The sequence below is a fragment of the Pseudomonas sp. Leaf15 genome, from assembly GCF_001421425.1.
In the GTDB taxonomy this organism is placed as follows: domain Bacteria; phylum Pseudomonadota; class Gammaproteobacteria; order Pseudomonadales; family Pseudomonadaceae; genus Aquipseudomonas; species Aquipseudomonas salomonii.
Window position 1 is genome coordinate 169,824 of record NZ_LMKI01000008.1, and the last position, 17,130, is coordinate 186,953.

General features: G+C 62.7%; 16 protein-coding genes. 11 read left to right on the forward strand and 5 right to left on the reverse strand.

What is annotated here, in order from left to right:
• Positions 1–154: 154 nt before the first annotated feature.
• Positions 155–1,081: a DMT family transporter gene (locus ASE80_RS08420; protein ID WP_056858506.1), complete on the reverse strand. Its 927-nt coding sequence runs from the start codon at positions 1,079–1,081 to the stop codon at positions 155–157.
• A 92-nt stretch (positions 1,082–1,173) separates the two neighbouring features.
• Here ASE80_RS08420 and ASE80_RS08425 point away from each other — a divergent pair, with 92 nt between their 5' ends.
• The 11 genes from ASE80_RS08425 (at position 1,174) to ASE80_RS08475 (ending at position 12,300) form a co-directional block, all read left to right on the forward strand.
• Positions 1,174–1,737, forward strand: coding sequence for a helix-turn-helix domain-containing protein (locus tag ASE80_RS08425; RefSeq protein ID WP_017137542.1), 564 nt, complete (start codon positions 1,174–1,176; stop codon positions 1,735–1,737).
• 154 nt (positions 1,738–1,891) lie between these two features.
• Positions 1,892–3,088 carry an SfnB family sulfur acquisition oxidoreductase gene (locus ASE80_RS08430; protein ID WP_056858507.1) on the forward strand — a complete coding sequence of 399 codons (1,197 nt, stop codon included), beginning with the start codon at positions 1,892–1,894 and terminating at the stop codon, positions 3,086–3,088.
• Between the two features lie 12 nt (positions 3,089–3,100).
• Positions 3,101–3,427, forward strand: a complete 327-nt coding sequence (locus ASE80_RS08435; RefSeq protein ID WP_056858508.1) for a hypothetical protein — start codon at positions 3,101–3,103, stop codon at positions 3,425–3,427.
• A complete protein-coding gene (locus tag ASE80_RS08440) occupies positions 3,427–4,806 on the forward strand; it encodes an LLM class flavin-dependent oxidoreductase (RefSeq protein WP_056858509.1) in 1,380 nt (459 codons plus the stop codon). Before ASE80_RS08435 ends, ASE80_RS08440 begins: the two co-directional genes overlap by 1 nt.
• A gap of 342 nt (positions 4,807–5,148) precedes the next feature.
• The gene (locus ASE80_RS08445) at positions 5,149–6,060 is read left to right on the forward strand and encodes an AMP-binding protein (protein WP_056858510.1); all 912 of its coding nucleotides are present in this window, start codon (positions 5,149–5,151) and stop codon (positions 6,058–6,060) included.
• On the forward strand, positions 6,057–6,827 hold the full coding sequence (locus ASE80_RS08450) for an ABC transporter ATP-binding protein (protein ID WP_056858511.1): 771 nt from the start codon (positions 6,057–6,059) through the stop codon (positions 6,825–6,827). The genes ASE80_RS08445 and ASE80_RS08450 overlap by 4 nt, the downstream gene beginning before the upstream one ends.
• Entirely contained in the window at positions 6,827–7,708 is an 882-nt protein-coding gene (locus ASE80_RS08455) for a branched-chain amino acid ABC transporter permease (protein ID WP_056858512.1), read from the forward strand. The genes ASE80_RS08450 and ASE80_RS08455 overlap by 1 nt, the downstream gene beginning before the upstream one ends.
• A 4-nt stretch (positions 7,709–7,712) precedes the next feature.
• Positions 7,713–8,762, forward strand: a complete 1,050-nt coding sequence (locus ASE80_RS08460) for a branched-chain amino acid ABC transporter permease (RefSeq protein WP_056858513.1) — start codon at positions 7,713–7,715, stop codon at positions 8,760–8,762.
• 22 nt (positions 8,763–8,784) lie between these two features.
• Entirely contained in the window at positions 8,785–10,125 is a 1,341-nt protein-coding gene (locus tag ASE80_RS08465) for an ABC transporter substrate-binding protein (protein WP_056858514.1), read from the forward strand.
• Between the two features lie 3 nt (positions 10,126–10,128).
• Positions 10,129–10,896, forward strand: coding sequence for an ABC transporter ATP-binding protein (locus ASE80_RS08470; protein ID WP_056858515.1), 768 nt, complete (start codon positions 10,129–10,131; stop codon positions 10,894–10,896).
• A 12-nt stretch (positions 10,897–10,908) separates the two neighbouring features.
• Positions 10,909–12,300 (forward strand): FAD/NAD(P)-binding protein, encoded by a 1,392-nt coding sequence (locus ASE80_RS08475; protein ID WP_056858516.1) that lies wholly within the window; start codon positions 10,909–10,911, stop codon positions 12,298–12,300.
• A 124-nt stretch (positions 12,301–12,424) separates the two neighbouring features.
• On the opposite strand, the gene ASE80_RS08480 is transcribed toward ASE80_RS08475, so the two are convergent.
• The 4 genes from ASE80_RS08480 to ASE80_RS08495 are packed head-to-tail and all read right to left on the reverse strand — an operon-like array spanning position 12,425 to position 17,039.
• Positions 12,425–13,672 carry an efflux RND transporter periplasmic adaptor subunit gene (locus ASE80_RS08480; protein WP_056858517.1) on the reverse strand — a complete coding sequence of 416 codons (1,248 nt, stop codon included), beginning with the start codon at positions 13,670–13,672 and terminating at the stop codon, positions 12,425–12,427.
• Positions 13,662–15,143 (reverse strand): TolC family protein, encoded by a 1,482-nt coding sequence (locus ASE80_RS08485; protein WP_056858518.1) that lies wholly within the window; start codon positions 15,141–15,143, stop codon positions 13,662–13,664. The genes ASE80_RS08480 and ASE80_RS08485 overlap by 11 nt, the downstream gene beginning before the upstream one ends.
• Positions 15,136–16,335: an ABC transporter permease gene (locus ASE80_RS08490; protein WP_056858519.1), complete on the reverse strand. Its 1,200-nt coding sequence runs from the start codon at positions 16,333–16,335 to the stop codon at positions 15,136–15,138. Before ASE80_RS08490 ends, ASE80_RS08485 begins: the two co-directional genes overlap by 8 nt.
• A complete protein-coding gene (locus tag ASE80_RS08495; RefSeq protein ID WP_056858520.1) occupies positions 16,332–17,039 on the reverse strand; it encodes an ABC transporter ATP-binding protein in 708 nt (235 codons plus the stop codon). The genes ASE80_RS08490 and ASE80_RS08495 overlap by 4 nt, the downstream gene beginning before the upstream one ends.
• Between the last annotated feature and the right edge of the window lie 91 nt (positions 17,040–17,130).

The following is a 17,130-nucleotide window of genomic DNA, read 5'->3' on the forward strand; positions in this document are numbered from 1 at the left end:
GCATTGTTTCGGATCGGATCGTTCCCACGCTCTGCGTGGGAATGCCACCCTGGACGCTCCGCGTCCAAACAGCCTATGCAGCCGTGAGCCTTGCGCAGAAGTGACGCGGAGCGTCACAGGATGCATGCCCACGCAGAGCGTGGGAACGATCGGGTCAGGGAACTTCTTGTTCCAGTTCGATTGATTTTTCAGCTTCTCGCTGATTGCGTGTCTTCATCTCACTCACAATCACCGCCGCCACAATCAACGCCGCGCCCACCATCGCAATCGGCGGAAAACGCTCCCCGGCAATCCGCCCGATTACACCGGCCCACACCGGCTCACCGGCATAGATCAACGTGGCCCGGGTGGGCGAAACACTCTGCTGCGCCCAGTTCATCGCCACCTGGATCACCGCGCTGGTCAAACCCAGGCCCACTGCACTGAACAACAGCAACCACGAGAACCCCGGCAAGGCTTCACCCATCGGCACCACCATCAGGAACGACAACAACGACGCCGTGGCCAGTTGCACCACCGTCACCCGGCGTACATCCACCTGCCCGGCATAGGCACCAATGAGGATAATTTCGGCCGCCACCGCAATTGCGCAGATCAGCGTGGCAATCTCACCGGGGCTGAAATTGAGGGAGGCACCGGTCGGACCTGTGAGCAGCATCAACCCGGTAAACGCCAGCATGATGCCAATGCTCGGCATCAGGCCTGGGCGACGCCCCAGCACCAGCCACTGCAATAGGGGGACGCAAGGTACATACAGCGCTGTGATGAACGCCGACTGGCTGCTTGGGATGGTCTGCAATCCGATCGTCTGCATGCCGTAACCGAGCATGATCGAAGCGCCGATGAAGGCGCCGGCCTTCAGTTCAAACAAGGTCAGGCCACGCAAGGTGCGCAACGAAAAGAACCCCACCACAATGGTCGCCGCCGCAAACCGCAGGCCCACGAAAAACATCGGCCCGCTGACGGTCAGGGCGTGTTGCACGAGCAAAAACGTGCCGCCCCAGATCATGGTGATCACCACCAGGATGCATTCGGCTTTGCTGAAACGGTTGAAACGTGGGGAGGCGTTCGGGGCGGTCATGGCGGCTCGGTCTTGCAAGGGAAAGGCACGGACCGCACAATGCGCCGCACGCTGGGCAGTATACTGCGCACACCCACCTATTGAGCAATATAGTGCACAAAGAAAATCCACAACGGGCCTCGGTCCTCCAACACGTCAGCCAGAACGTCCGTCGCCTGCGCCATGCTGCGGATCTGAGCCAGACCGCACTTTCGGAAAAGTCCGGGGTCAGCCGGCGCATGTTGGTGGCCATCGAGGCGGGCGAGAAGAATGTCAGCCTGTCTACGCTGGACCGCGTCGCCGAAGCCTTGGACGTGGCCTTCAGCGACCTTATCCAGGCCCCGGATGCCGGTGATCACAGCCGCATCAACGAGCTGGCCTGGGCCGGTGATATCCCCGGCAGTAAAGCGGTGCTACTGGCCAAGGCCACGGCGCGGCGTGAAGTCGAGTTGTGGGAGATGCACCTGGAACCGGGTGATCGCTACAGCCCCGACCCGGACCCGGACGGCTGGAGCGTGCAGCTGTTCGTGTTCGAAGGCTGCCTGACCTTGCTGGTGGGCGAGGAAGAAAAACACGTGGCGGCCGGTGAGTTCTACATGTTCGCCAGCCGCAACGTGCACGGCTATCGCAATGATGGCGACGTGGCCGTGCGGTTTGTGCGCAACGTGGTGATCTAACTGTTGGCCCGGCAACAGTGGATGCACACTTTGCTGGTTTGAAACCCTCTCAACAGCCTCTTAAAACCAGCAACCGCCTGATTTTGCTGACGATTAAATTCAGGCACGACTCCTGCAATTGCTCCGTTATCCCATCGGAGCCTGGAGTCGGCCCATGTCAGCCCACCCTCAACAACCTGCCCATATCATCCGCTCGGATGCCGAAGCCATTGAAGTCGCCACGCGCTTGGCCGCGCGGTTTGCCGTCGACGCCAGCGTGCGCGACCGCGAGCGGCGCCTGCCGGTAGCTGAACTGGATGAATTCTCGGCCAGTGGCCTCTGGGGTATCACTGTTCCCAAAGCCTACGGCGGCGCCGAGGTGTCTTATGTAACGGTGGCCGAGGTGATCAAGTTGATCTCCGCCGCCGACCCGTCGTTGGGGCAAATCCCGCAAAACCATTTGGGCGTGGTGGATATCCTGCTGCAAACCGCCAGCGAGGAACAAAAGCGTCACTATTTCGGCAAGGTCCTGGCCGGCTATCGTTTCGGTAATGCCTTTTCTGAAGCCAAGAGCAAAAACGCCGGCAACTTCGACACTCAGATTCGTTTTGATGGCGATACCGCCTTTATCAACGGCGAGAAGTTCTATTGCACCGGCGCGTTGTTCGCCCACCTTGTGCCCACGGTCGGTAACAACGAGAACGGCCAGGCGTTTATTGCCTTTGTCGAACGTGATGCGCTGGGCCTAACCGTGATTGATAGCTGGGACGGCTTCGGCCAGCGCACCACCGCCAGTGGCGGCGTGACCCTCGACGGCGTCAGCGTGCCACGCAGCGCGGTGATCCCGGCCCATCAGGCTTTCGACCAGCCCACCGCCAATGGCCCGATCTCGCAGATTATCCAGGCCGCCGTCGACACCGGCATCGCCCTGGGGGCCCTCGAACAGGCAAAAATCTACGCCCGCCAGGCGCGCCCCTGGATCGACAGCCAACAGGATCACGGCTGGCAAGACCCGTTCACCATCGCCGCCATCGGCGACCTGCAATGGCGCGTGCACGGCACCGAAGCGATCCTCGCCAAGGCCGGCAAAGCCGTCGACCTGGCGCTTGCCGAGCCCAACGAAGACACCGTCGCCCACGCCTCGCTGGTGGTCGCCCAGGCCAAAGTGCTGTCGGCCGAAACCGCCTTGCTCGCCAGCAGTAAATTGTTCGAACTGGCCGGCACCCGCTCGGTCACCGGCAAGCACAACCTCGACCGCTTCTGGCGCAACGCGCGCACCCACACCCTGCACGACCCGGCCCGCTGGAAATACCACCTGATCGGCAACTTCGTGCTCAACGGCGTGAAGCCTGCGCGCCACGCCTGGAACTGAGGAGCCTTACCCATGACCGCCCTGAATCAAGCGCGCCAACTGCTGGAAAGCACCCGGCGTTTTGTACACGCCAGCGATGACCCGTACGTGATCAGCCGCTTTGGCGATTTGCAGATCCGCGTCGACGTAGCCGCGGCCTTGTTTGAACGCGCCGAAACCCACCCAAGCCCGGTGGCGTTGACCGAAGCGCAAATCGCCGCCGCTGAAGCCCTGATTGCCGCCAGCAATGCCGAATTTGAACTCACCGGCCAACGCACTGCTCTGGCGTCGAGCCTCGAAGACCCACTGCGCCACAAATACCAGGTCGTCGGCAACTACCACCTCAACGGAGTGCTTTGATGTCCCGTGAAATCCGCTTGAATGCCTTCGACATGAACTGTGTCGGCCACCAATCTCCCGGCCTGTGGGCGCACCCGCGGGACCGTTCGTGGCAGTACAAAGACCTGGAATACTGGACGGACCTGGCGAAAATTCTTGAGCGTGGCAAGTTTGACGGCCTGTTTATCGCCGACGTGCTGGGCATTTACGACGTGTACAACGGCAACGGCGACGCGGCGATTCGCCAGGCTGCACAGGTGCCGGTCAACGACCCGCTGTCGCTTATTGCGCCGATGGCGTTGGTCACTGAACACCTGGGCTTTGGCCTGACGGCTTCGTTGTCGTTTGAACATCCGTATCCATTCGCCCGCAGGCTCTCGACCCTCGACCACCTGACCAAGGGCCGGGTCGGCTGGAATATCGTCACTTCCTATCTGGAAAGCGGCGCCAAGAACCTCGGCCAGAAAGCCCAGACCGAACACGATGCGCGCTACGACTACGCCGAAGAATACCTCGAGGTTTGCTACAAGTTGTGGGAAGGCAGCTGGGAAGAGGGCGCCGTGCTGCGTGATCGCGAGCGGCGTATTTTCAGCGACCCGAGCAAAATCCACGAGATTCGCCACGTCGGCAAACACTTCCAGGTGCCTGGCATTCACCTGTGCGAGCCGTCGCCACAGCGCACGCCGGTGCTGTACCAGGCCGGGGCCTCCAGCCGTGGCAAGCAGTTCGCCGCCGAACAGGCCGAGTGCGTGTTCGTGGCCGCGCCGTCCAAGGTGCTGCTGAAGAAAACCGTGGCCGACATCCGCCGTCGCGCCGCCGAGGCCGGGCGTGACCCGAAGAAAATCCTGATCTTCAACCTGCAAACGGTAATCGTCGGTGAGACCGATGCCAAGGCCAAAGCCAAGTTTGACGAATACAAGTCCTACGTCAGCTACGAGGGCGCCATGGCGCTGATCTCCGGCTGGACCGGCATCGACTTCAGCCAGTTCAAGCCCGATGAGCCGCTCAAGCATGTACACACCAACGCGATTCAATCGGCGGTGGAAGCCTTCTCCACGGCGGACCCGAACAAGGTCTGGACGCCGAATGAACTGGCCGACTGGGTCGGCATCGGCGGCTTTGGCCCATTGTTTGTCGGCGGCCCGGAAACCGTGGCGGACCTGTTGCAGGAGTGGGTCGAAGAGACCGACGTGGACGGCTTCAACCTGGCCTACGCGCTGACCCACGAAACCTTCATCGACGCCGTGGACCTGCTCGTGCCGGAGCTGCAAAAGCGCGGCGTGTACAAGACCGAGTACGCCCAGGGCACCTTGCGCGAAAAGCTGTTCGGCGACGGTGCCCGACTGGCGCCAAACCATCCGGGTGCCGGCTACCGCGACCTCAAAGCCAGCGCAATCTAACTGAAACACCTCGGCAAATGTGGGAGCTGGCTTGCCTGCGAAAGCGGTCGGTCAGCCAGAAATGAGCCAACTGACACGCCGCCACAGCAGGCAAGCCAGTTCCCACAGTTGATTGGTATTGATCCACATAACCTGGCCAGCGGACCAGCGCACCTTTAACTGAAACACCTCGGTCAATGTGGGAGCTGGCTTGCCTGCGAAAGCGGTGGGTCAGCCAGAAATGAGCCAACTGACATGCCGCCATCGCAGGCAAGCCAGCTCCCACAGTTGATTGGTATTGATCCACCTAACCTGGCCAGCGGACCACCGCACGCACACTACTTGAATAGGAGCATTACCCCTATGAGCGTGCACGAACTCAAGCGTCCGCAGGCGCTGGAATGGCCCGCCGAGCTGCTCGGCAACTTGCCCAAAACCCTGGAGCAATTGCAGCACTGGGCGCAGCTTACCCCGCTGCAGATCGCCCTGCGCCACAAGCGCCAGGGCCGTTGGTATGCCTGGCGCTGGATCGACGTGTTGCGCGATGTCGAGCGCCTGGCCGACGGTTTGCGCCAGCAGGGTTTCAGCGTGCAGTCACGCTTGGCCTTGAGCGGCACGTTCGAGCCTGACCTGCTGCTGTTGGCGCTGGCTGCGCAGTCTGTCGGCGGGCAGGTGTTGACCCTGGCCGATGACCTGGAGCCAGAAGCCCTGTACCAACAGCTATGGCGCATTCACCCCAGCCATTCGTATGCCCAGGGGCGGCAGCAGGTGCGGCATTGGCAGTCCGCCAACCCGTTGGATTTCACCCAGTTGCTCGGCCCGGTGGACCCGGCGCAGCACCTGCAGCGCTGGTGGCAGCCGAGCGGTGAAACCGTGCTGTGGAGCGAGGAGGGCACCCACTGGCAAGGCGGCCTGGCGGTGGTGCTGGAGCAATGGTTGAACAGCGGCCACGGCCTGGCATTTCCGGAAAACCTGGCCTCGGCCCGTCGCGATTGCAATGAGGTCGCGCCCACCGGCCTGCTGCTTTCGCCCGAGCGTTTACAGCACCTGGCCGACAATATCGAAAGCCGCCTGGCGCCCCACGGCACCTGGCGTCGACGCCTGTGTGACTGGGCCATCGCCCACCCACAAAGCGGCCTGCGGCGCCTGCTGAAAAATCGTGTGCGCAGGCTGCTCGGCTTCCAACGGCTGACCTCTATCTGGCAGCCAGTCAGCACGCCAAAAACCAGCATCGATCCAGTGTGGCTGGCTGAATTCAAACGGGACATCGCATGAGCCAGACCATTCTTCAGGTGCGCGATATCTCGCTGTCATTCAAAGGCGTCAAGGCCATCAATGCCTTGTCCTTTGAGGTGCAGCGCGGTGAAATCTGCGCGCTGATCGGCCCCAACGGCGCCGGCAAAAGTTCGCTGCTCAATGTGCTTAACGGCGTGTACCGCTTCGATGCCGGAGAGATTGTGTTCGAGCAACAACACTTCCACCGCATCGACCCTTTGGGCGCGGCGCGTCGAGGTATTGGGCGGACTTTCCAGAACAACGCACTGTTCAAGAAAATGAGCGTGCTCGACAACATCCTCACCGGCCTGTCGCGGCATATGCGCACCCACTTTATCGAGCAAGCCCTGGGCTTGCCCCGCGCCCGTCGTGAGGCCGAAGCCTTTCGCCTGCGCGGCCAAGGCATCCTCGAGTTTCTCGAACTGCAAGCGCACCGCGATGTGCTGGTGGGCAACCTCTCCTACGGCCTGCAAAAACGCGTAGAGCTGGGCCGAGCGCTGATCGCCGGGCCCAGCCTGTTGCTGCTGGACGAGCCCATGGCCGGCATGAACGCCGAGGAAAAACAGGAAATGGCGCGCTTCGTCGCCGACGTCAACCGCGACCTCGGCACCACCGTGGTGTTGATCGAACACGACATCGGCGTAGTGATGGGCCTGTCTCACCACGTGGTGGTGCTCGACTACGGGCGCAAAGTCGGCGACGGCACACCTGCGCAGGTGCAGGCCGACCCCGAGGTGATCGCGGCGTACCTGGGAGTCGCACACTGATGACGTTCTTCTTTGAAACCCTGCTCGGCGGCCTGCTCGCCGGCACCATGTACTCGCTGGTCGCCATCGGTTTCGTGCTGATCTACAAGGCCAGCGGCGTGTTCAATTTCGCCCAGGGCTCAATGCTGCTGTTTGCCGCGCTGACCTTTGTCAGCCTGCATGACCAGGGCGTGCCCTTTGCCTTGGCGTTGCTGCTGACGGTGGTGGTGATGGTCGTCGTCGCCTTGCTCATCGAGCGGCTGGTACTGCGGCCGTTGGTGAACCGCTCGCAGATCACCCTGTTTATGGCCACCTTGGGCCTGTCATTCATTATCGAAGGCCTGGCCCAAGGGCTGATGGGCTCGCAAGTGCGTGCGCTGGACCTGGGCATCGACGACGTGCCGCTGTTTGTCGGCCCGCTGATGCTCAGCCAGTTTGATCTGATCGCCGCGGCGGCTGCGGTGGTGCTGGTAACCGTGCTGGCGCTGCTGTTCAACAAGACTCGCATCGGCGTGTCGTTGCGTGCAGTCGCGGATGACACCACGGCGGCGCTGTCCATCGGCATCAACCTCAACCGTATCTGGCAGATCGTCTGGGCCGTGGCCGGCATTGTCGGGCTGGTGGCCGGGCTGCTGTGGGGCGCGCGCCAGGGCGTGCAGTTTTCCCTTTCGCTGGTGGTGCTCAAGGCCTTGCCGGTGTTGATCATCGGCGGCTTTACCTCGATTGGCGGGGCGATTGTCGGCGGGCTGATTGTCGGCGCGGCAGAGAACCTCGCCGAGGTGTATATCGGCCCGCTGATCGGTGGCGGTATCACGCCGTGGTTCGCTTACGTATTGGCCCTGGCCTTCCTGTATATCCGTCCCGCCGGCCTGTTCGGCGAGCGCGCCATCGAGCGAGTCTGAAACCATGTCGATTCCCGTTGTTCAAGAAACCGCGCCGTTATTACTGATTCAGCGGCGCTTGCCCTGGGGCCTGATCGGCTTATTGGCAGTGGCCTTTGTCGGGGTGCCGCTGTGGGGCAATGACTATTGGCTCAACGCGATCCTGATCCCGTTTCTGGTGCTGTCGCTGGCCGGTCTGGGCCTGAATCTGCTCACCGGCTATACCGGCCAAACCTCAGTAGGCGCCGCAGGTTTTATGGCCGTTGGCGCGTTTGCCACCTACGGTTTTCTGTTGCGTCTGCCTGAGCTGGGCCTGCCGGTGGCGCTGCTCGGCGGTGGGGTTATCAGCGCGCTGGTTGGGCTGTTATTTGGTTTGCCCAGCTCGCGGATCAAGGGTTTTTACTTGATGGTCACCACCCTGGCGGCGCAGTTCTTTCTGGAGTGGCTGTTTGTCAAATTCCCCTGGTTCTACAACTACGGTTCCTCCGGGACCATTTCCGCGCCGAAGCTTGCGCTGTTCGGCCATGACCTCAATACGCCGCTGGGCCGTTACTGGCTGACGTTAGTCACAGTGCTGCTGTTGACCTGGACCGCCATCAACCTGGTGCGCAGCCAGGTGGGGCGTAACTGGATGGCGATCCGCGACATGGACACCGCCGCCGCCGTGGTCGGCATCCCGGTGGTGCGCTACAAGCGCCTGGCCTTCGCGGTCAGCTCGTTCTACTTAGGGATTGCCGGCGCGTTGTGGGCCTTTGCCTACCTGGGCACGGCCAGCGCCAGCAGCTTCGATATCAACCGCTCGTTCCAGATCCTGTTCATCATCATTATCGGCGGCATGGGCAGCATTGCCGGCAACTTTGTCGGTGCGGCATTCATCAGCTTATTGCCGATTTTCCTCAGCCATGCCGGGCAGGCGCTGTTCGGTGGCTCGGTGGATGCGGGGCAGTTGCAGAACCTGCAAAAAATCATTTTTGGCGTGTTGATCATCGTGTTCCTGATCAAGGAACCCGAAGGCTTGATTCGCCTCTTGCACAACCTGCGTGACCGTCTGCGGCAATGGCCGCTGCGCTTCTAACATTCCCTCAAGAGAATCCAACATGCGTGCAACCTTGAAACGTTCCCTGCTCGGCGCCGCCTTCGCGCTGGCAGCCTTGTCCGTTGCTGTGCCCCAGGCAATCGCCGCGCCCGACCAGCAATTTATCCCGCTGGCCACCTACCGCGTTGGCGCCTATGCCTCCAGCGGCGTGCAGGTGTGGGCCGGGATGATCGACTACCTGCGTTATATCAACGAGGTCGAAGGCGGCATCAACGGCGTCAAACTGGTGTGGCAGGAATGCGAAACCGAATGGACGGCAGAGAAGGGCATCGAGTGCTACGAGCGCTTCAAGAATGGCCTGGATGGCGCGCCGGTCGCGGTCTACCAGCCTAACGGCGCACCGGCGGCCTATGCGTTGAGCGAGCGCGCTGAAGTCGACAAGATCCCGCTGATTACCCTCGGTTATGGCCGCACCGAAGCCACCGACGGCACCGTGTTTCCGTATAACTTCCCGGTGATGCTGACCTTCTACAGCGAAGCGTCCACACTGGTGAATTACATTGCCCAGCGCGAAGGCGGCTTCGACAAACTCAAGGGCAAGAAGATCGCCACGGTCTATCACGATTCGGCTTACGGCCGTGAAACCCTCGGCCCGTTGAAGTTACTGGCCGAGAAATACGGCTTTGAAAATATCCAGATTCCCGTGGCCGACCCGGGCAACGAACAGTCGGCGCAATGGCGCCAGGTGCGCCAGGCCAACCCGGACTGGGTGTTTTTGCGCACCTGGGGTGTGTCCACGCCGGTGGCGGTGAAGACCGCTGCGCGTTTTGGATTTCCGGTTGACCATATCATCGGCGATATCTGGGCCAGTTCCAGCGAAGACGTGCTGCCCGCAGGTGCCGCCGCCAAAGGTTACCTGGCGTTCACGCCTTACCCGGCAGGCGCTGATTTCGAGATCCATAAACGCCTCAAACAGTCCATCCTCGACAAGGGCCACAGCGACCTCAAGGACCTGAAAAACTTCGGCAGCGTCTACTACAACTCGGGCCTGGTGAACGCCGCCGTGGCGGTGGAAGCGATCCGTACCGCCCAGGCCAAGTTCGGCAAGCGCCCACTCAATGGTGAAGAGGGCCGTTGGGGCCTGGAGCACTTGAATATCGATGATGCGCGTCTTAAAGACATGGGTTATCTGGGCCTGATGCAGAACCTCAAGCTGTCGTGCCGCGACCACGAAGGCGGCGGCTCGGCGCGTGTGCAACAGTGGGACGGCGCCAACTGGACGCTGATCAGCGACTGGATCGCCGCCGACCGTGCACTGCTGCGCCCGCTGATCGATGAAAAGTCCGCCGCGTTCGCCAAGGAAAAAGGCCTGACGCCGCGTACCTGCACCGGGGATGAATAAGCCATGAGCCAGCCCGCCGCTGAACCTGCGAGCCCGTCACTGTTAAACGTCAATGACATCGAAGTGATCTACGACGGCGCCATACTGGCGGTGGCCGGGGTCTCGCTCCACGTGCCCAAGGGCGTCATCGTGGCGTTGCTGGGTGCCAACGGTGCCGGCAAAAGCACCACGCTCAAGGCCATTTCGGGGCTGGTACGCGCCGAACGTGCCGAGGTCAGCCGTGGCGTGATCGAGTATGCCGGCCGCGACCTGGCCGGTATCGACCCCAGCCAACGGGTACGCCAGGGCATGGTCCATGTGCTGGAAGGCCGCCATGTGTTCGGCCAACTGAGCGTGGAAGACAACCTGCGCAGCGGCGGCTTTGTGCGGCGCCTGAGCCGCCAAGACATGGAACACGACCTGGAGCGTATCTACGCCTGGTTCCCACGCCTCAAGACCAAGCGCCACACGCGCGCCGGGCTGACCTCGGGCGGCGAGCAGCAAATGGTTGCCATCGGCCGTGCCTTGATGACCCGGCCCACATTGGTGTTGCTCGACGAACCCTCCATGGGCCTAGCGCCGATGATCGTGCAAGAGATTTTCGCGATCATCGCCCAGCTTAACCGCGAGCAGCAGGTGAGCTTCCTGATCGCCGAGCAGAACATCAATGTCGCGCTCACCTATGCCTCCCACGGCTATGTGCTGGATACTGGGCGCGTGGTCTTGAGCGGCAGTGCGGCTGAACTGCTGGCGCGCGGCGACTTGCATGATATTTATCTGGGCAAACAGTAAGGGCGAATGTGCATGACTGAATCCATCCGCAACGCTGATGTGCTGATCATCGGCGGCGGCTTGAGCGGTACGATGCTGGCGGTGCAACTGCTGCGCCAGCCTGGCAAGCGGCAGATCCTGGTGATTGAGCCACGCAAGGAACTTGGCCGTGGCGAGGCCTACAGTGCCGTCGAACGGGGGCACACCCTGAACGGCAATGCGGCGCGCATGAGTGTCGACCCGGACAACCCCGATGACTTGACCCAATGGCTCACCGACTACATCGGCGCCGGTGGCTGGCCGGAGTCGGACCAGCAACCTGTACCCATCAGCGAGCTGTTCCCGCCACGCGGGATTTTTGGTGTGTATGCGCAGCAGCGATTGGCGGAGGCCAAGGCGCTGTCGGCTTCCACGGTCGAGCATATTCGTGCCGAGGTGGTCGACCTGCAAGTGGATGCCGCCGCAACGTTGTTGACGCTGGATAACGGCCAACAACTGCGCGGGGCTTACGCCGTATTGGCCACCGGTATGTTCCCGGCGGCGCGCACGCCGCAGACCGAGTCCAGTGGTTTGAATGCAGCGGCAGTGGACCCGTGGGACGTCAAGGCCATGCGCCAGATCGAGCCGCAGTCGACGGTACTGATCATCGGTTCCGGGTTGACCATGGTGGATGCCGTGGTGTCCCTGGAACAGGCCGGCCATCGTGGGCCCATCGAGGTGTTCTCGCGCCACGGCCTGCTGCCCCACGTGCGTCGGCAACCGCCGAGCTGGGTGGATTTCCTGGCCGAAGATCACCACCTGCGCAGCCCTCGGCAGTTGCTGCGCGAGGTGCGGCGCCAATGCCGACTGGCGTTGGAACAGGGCATCGACTGGCAGGCGCCGCTGGACACGGTGCGCGCGCATATCGGCCGTTTGTGGAGCCAGGCCAGTGAGCGCGAGAAGCGCCAGTTCGTGCGCCATGTACGGCCGTGGTGGGAGAGCCATCACCATCGTTCGCCACCCTTGAGCGCGCAGTTGGTGGCGCGTTTGCATGAAGCAGGACGGCTGCGGATTCAGGCGGCGTCGTTCAAGGGGCTGGTGGCGTCGGACAGCGGCGTGACGATCAAGCTGCGGCGGCGTGGCGAACAAGCCGTCACTCAGGTGTCCGGCGCTGCGTTGATCAACTCCAGCGGTATTGAGTACGACTGGCGGCGAGTGGCCAAGCCGTTGCCGCAGCAGTTGCTCAAGCGTGGGTTGATCAAGCCTGGGCCGTTGGCGTTGGGGATTGCGGCGGATGTGTCGGGGGCTGTGTTGGATGCTCAGGGGCAGGTCAGCCAGCGACTGTTTGCCATGGGCCCGCCGTTGCGCGGGATGTGGTGGGAGAGTACGGCGGTCACCGATGTGGCGATTCAAGCCAAAGCCCTGGCCGCCAAACTCACCCAATGATCGTTCCCACGCTCTGCGTGGGAATGCCGCCATTGACGCTCTGCGTCCGCTCTTGACGTCGTGACGCAGAGCGTCACCGGATGCATTCCCACGCAGAGCGTTGGAACGATCAGCGTGGGAACGATCATATGCCGATTTTTACAAAGCCTGGCTTGAGGCCGAATACCTCAACACCTTCGGCGGTTGACTGTCCGGTGGTGACTTTAACCCGCTCCACCGGCTTATCCATCGCGGCTCGATATTCCACGGTCATGTCCGCCTGGATCGCCTGGCTTGGTACCACAATCGCCTGCGCATTGTTGTAGGTCACAATGGTCAACCGCGCACTCATACCCAGCCGCACCCGCTGCAACTGCTGCGCGGTGAGTTTGGGGATCGACAAGGTGACCGGAAACTGCGCGCTACCCTGGCTGTCGCTGGCAATCGCCAGGCCGCTGACCACGCTGACGGAGCCGGTCAGGCGCTCGCCGTCAAAGCCATCACCCATCACTTCCACGGCCTGGCCCTGATGCAACTGGTTGATGTCCAGCTCCGACACCTTGGCAACGATCTTCAGCCGTTCGATATTGGCCAGCCCGAACAGCACTTGCCCCTGGCTGACTTTGCTGCCGGCCTGCACCGGTACGTTGTTATTGGCTCCGCCAGGCGAGGCGTTATTGCTGCCCGGCGCCGGCACGACGATGCCGGAGAAGGGCGCCTTGACCTCCTTGCCTTCCAGCAGCTTATGCAGGGCGTCGTATTTCACCGTGGCGTTGGTCAACTCCATCTCGGCTATCTGGCGGTATTCGCCTTTGCCCTGATCCTGCGCCTGCTGCAGTTCGCTGCGGGCCGCGGCGAGGTCCAGTTGTTGCTGTTGGGTCTGCTGCTTGAGATCGTCCAGCTCGTTGCGTGGGATGATGCCGCGCTTGAACAGGTTTTCGCTCTCGGTGAGTTTGCGCTGGGTGTTGCCGGCGGTCATTTCTGCAGTGCGCAGGCTGCGGCGTGCGCGGCTGACGGCGGGGCTGCTGTCCCAGTCTTGCATCTCCTGCACGGTGCGCCGCGCCTTGAGCTGGGCGGAGAGGGCATCGCGCAGTTGCACTTCGAGGGTGGCCGGGTCCATGCGCAGCAGCACCTGGCCAGCTTCGACGCGTTGGCCTTGCTCGACCAGGTTGGCGAGCACATTACCGTCGAACGGCGCGGTGAGGGTGATGGTGGTGTCGGGTTCGATCTTGCCCACCAGGCCGATCTGGTGCACCAACGGGTCGGGCGTGACCGCCAGCCATTGCTCGCTCACGGCGGGCTGGCTGGTGGCCGGGCTGCGCAGGGCAATGCCTGCGCCCGCCAACAGCACGATGATCAGGGCACCCAGCAGGTATTTTTTATTAGTAGTCATTGAGGGCGATTTCCCAACTTTCCAGCGTCATGCCCAGGGTCAAATCGAGCTGGGTCTGGGCGTTCAGATAAGCGATCAGTGCATTGAGCCGCGCGTTTTCGGCATTGCGCAGGTCGGTCTCGTAACTCAGCACCTGGAAGTTGGTGGAGCGCCCGGCGCTGAGTTTTTCCCGCTCGATTTCGATCTTGCGCCGCGACAGCTCGACGGCGCGCTGAGAGATTTCATATTGGCGCCAACGCGTGCCCAAGTCGCGCACCACGTCGTTGACGCTGCGTTCCAGTTCCTGGCGCGCGTCGGTGATGCGGATCTCCTGATCTTCGACATTCACCCGCGCGCGCACCTCGGCCTGGCGGGTGCTGATGTCGCCGATGGGAATCTGCACCTGCACCCCGGCGTAGCTGTTCCACGTGCGGTTATTGTTGTTGCCGCTGTCGTTGTTGCTGTAGGCATCGCGTAACTGGTTGGCGCCCGCCACCAGGTCTACTTGCCAGCGCCCGGAGTCCTTGGCGATCACCAGGTTGAGGTCGGCCTGTTGGCTGCCGAGCAGGGCTGCGAGGTACTCCGGCTGCTGGGTCTGCGCCAGGCTGAAGGCTTGGCGTTTGTCGATGTTCATCGGCTTGGCTTCCAGGGCTTCGCTGGCGCGGATCGGCGTCGACAGGTCCAGCGCCAGCAGGCGCAGCAGGGCCAGGCGGCTGGTGTCGAGTTGGTTCTGGGCCTCTTCCACGCCCAGTTGCTGGGTGGCGATATCGGCTTCAGTCTGCACAATTTCGAACTCGGCCATGCGCCCAGCGCTGATCAGCGCCTTGTTCACGTCCAGCAAGGTGTTGGAGCGCTTGAGCGCGTCCTGGACAATGCTCAACTGCTCCTGGGCGCGCAGCAGCTCACGGTAGGTGGCAATGATCTGGCTGATGGTCTGTGCCACGGTGGCCTTGAGGTTCAGGCGGTTGGCCTGCTCCGACAGGCGCGACAGGCGCAGCGGCGCGGTGGTGGCGTCCCAGCCGCCACCGCGCATCAGCGGTTGGATCAGCGTGAGGTCGAGGCCGTCGCTGCGGTAGCGGCCGGCGCGGTCGGCGTTGTTCAACTGCTGGGTCCAGGCCATGCTCAACTGGGTACCGTACTCACTGAGCAAGGTGGCCCTGGGCGCCAGGTTGGCATTGCGCGCGTTGTCGGCCGAGCCGCGACTTTGACGGTAATAACTGTTGAGGGAAAGCTTGGGGTTGAAGGTGTCTTCGGCCACCCGCAGGTCGAACTTTTGCGCCACGCGTTGCAGGTACGCGCTGCGGATCGCCGGGTTTTTGCGCAGGCCCAGGTACACCGCATCACCCAGGGTCATGGTCGTGACCTGGTTAGTGAGCGACACACTGCGGTCATACCCACTGCGGGTGGTGCTCGGCGCCGACGGGTTGATCACCACGTCGGTGGCCAGGGCCGGCAGGCTTGCCAGGGCGAGTAACCACAGCCATTTATTCATCGCGCAGGGCCTCCACCGGCTGCAGCCGCGAGGCTGAGACCGCCGGGTAGATGCCAAAGAACAAGCCCACCAGCAAGGTGCTGCCCACCCCCAGTGGCAGGGCGGCGGCGGCCAGGGCAAATTCCCAGCCCGACAGCCAGGCGTAGAGCCACGCGGCGGTCATGCCCAGCACCGCGCCGCACAGCGCACCCACTGCCGTCAGCGTGACCGCTTCGAGCAAAAACAGATTGCGGATGTCACGCTGGCGCGCGCCCAGGGCCATGCGGATGCCGATTTCGCGGCGGCGCTCCGAGACATTCATCAGCATCACGTTCATCACGCCGACACCGCCGCCGACCAGGGAAATCGCGCCCAGCGCCAGCAGCAAGTAGGAGAACGTGCGGCTTTGCCGGGTCATGCCATCGATCATTTGCTGGGGCACCTGAATGTCGACATCGTGGTCGGTGAGCTGGCGTTTCAGGGCAATCGCGGCTTCACCGGCGATGCGCTCCATGTCCTGGCCGGGCGCGGCGCGGATGATCACGTTGCCGATCTGCGGCGTCGGGTAGATGCGCCGCATGCCTTCGGCGGGGATAAACAGCGATTCGTTGGCCTGCACCGGCATCAGCATCGCCCGGGGTTGGTTGTGCAATATGCCCACCACCAGGAACAGGTAATCGTTGATACGCACGCGGTCGCCCAACTTCAGCGGGTTGCCCGGCGTGCCCAAGGCCTGGGCGACCTGATCGCCGATCACGCCGTAGGTTTCGTTGGCGTCGAAGGCGGACAGAAATCGCCCCTCGCGCAGGGCAAGGCGCATGGCGTCCTTGATATCCGCGGTGCTGCCGACAAAGTTGGCGTTGGCGGTGCGGCCCTGGAACACCAGCGGCCCGCTGAACAGGCTGAGCGCGCCGATATGGGCAATGCCCGGCACCGCCTGGCGCACCGCGTCCAGATCAAGGCTGGCGCGCATCGGTGCATTGCTGTTGCCTTTGGGCGGAAACTGGGCAATCAGGGTGTCGGTGCCCATGTCCTTGAAAATCATCGCCGCGTCCACCGCCGCGTTATGGCCGATATTGATCAGGGCCACCACCGACGAGCTGCCGATCACGATGCCCAGCAACGCCAGGATCGAACGTTTGCCCAGGGTGCGCAGGCTCACAAAAGATTCATGCAGCAGTTGGCTCAGGCTCTGTTCGACCCGCTGGCTCATAGGCGCCCAGCCTCATGCACCACGCCATTGCGTACGAGGATCTTGCGCGCCAGGCGCTCGGCGATGTGTGCATCGTGGGTGACGATAATCAGCGTTACCTGCTGATCGCGGTTCAGGGCCAGGAGCAGGTCCATGATCTCCTGGGCGGTGGTGCTGTCGAGGTTGCCGGTGGGTTCGTCGGCGAGGATCACCGACGGCTTGCCGACCAGCGCACGGGCAATCGCCACGCGTTGGCGCTGGCCGCCGGACAGGTCGGCGGGGCGGTGGTGGGCGCGCTCGGCCAGGCCGACTTGCTCAAGCATGCGCAGCGCCTGTTTCACCGACTCATGGCGCGACACGCCACGGTAACTGAGGGGCAGGGCGACGTTGTCCAGGGCACTGAGGCGTGGCAGCAGGTTGAAACTCTGGAACACAAAGCCGATCTGCTGGTTTCGGATCGCCGCCAGCTCATCCGGCGTGGCGCTGAAGATATCGTGGCCGGCAAAGTGGTACTGGCCGCCATCGGGCAAGTCCAACAGGCCAAGGATATTGAGCAGGGTACTTTTGCCGGAGCCGGAGGCGCCGAGAATGCCGCAACTGTCGCCGCGGGCGATGGACAGGCACACGTCGTTGAGAATCGACAGGTGTTGCCCGGCGAGCTGATAGCTCTTGCCGATGCCTTGCAGGGAGATCAAGCCTGGGTGCGCGGGGGTCTCTGTCATCATGACTACGCCTGCAGTCTCGACGGTATCGCCACGCCCCCGGCAAAGCCTTGTAACAAGTTCGGGAACTGCCTGATACGCGCCACGGACTGGT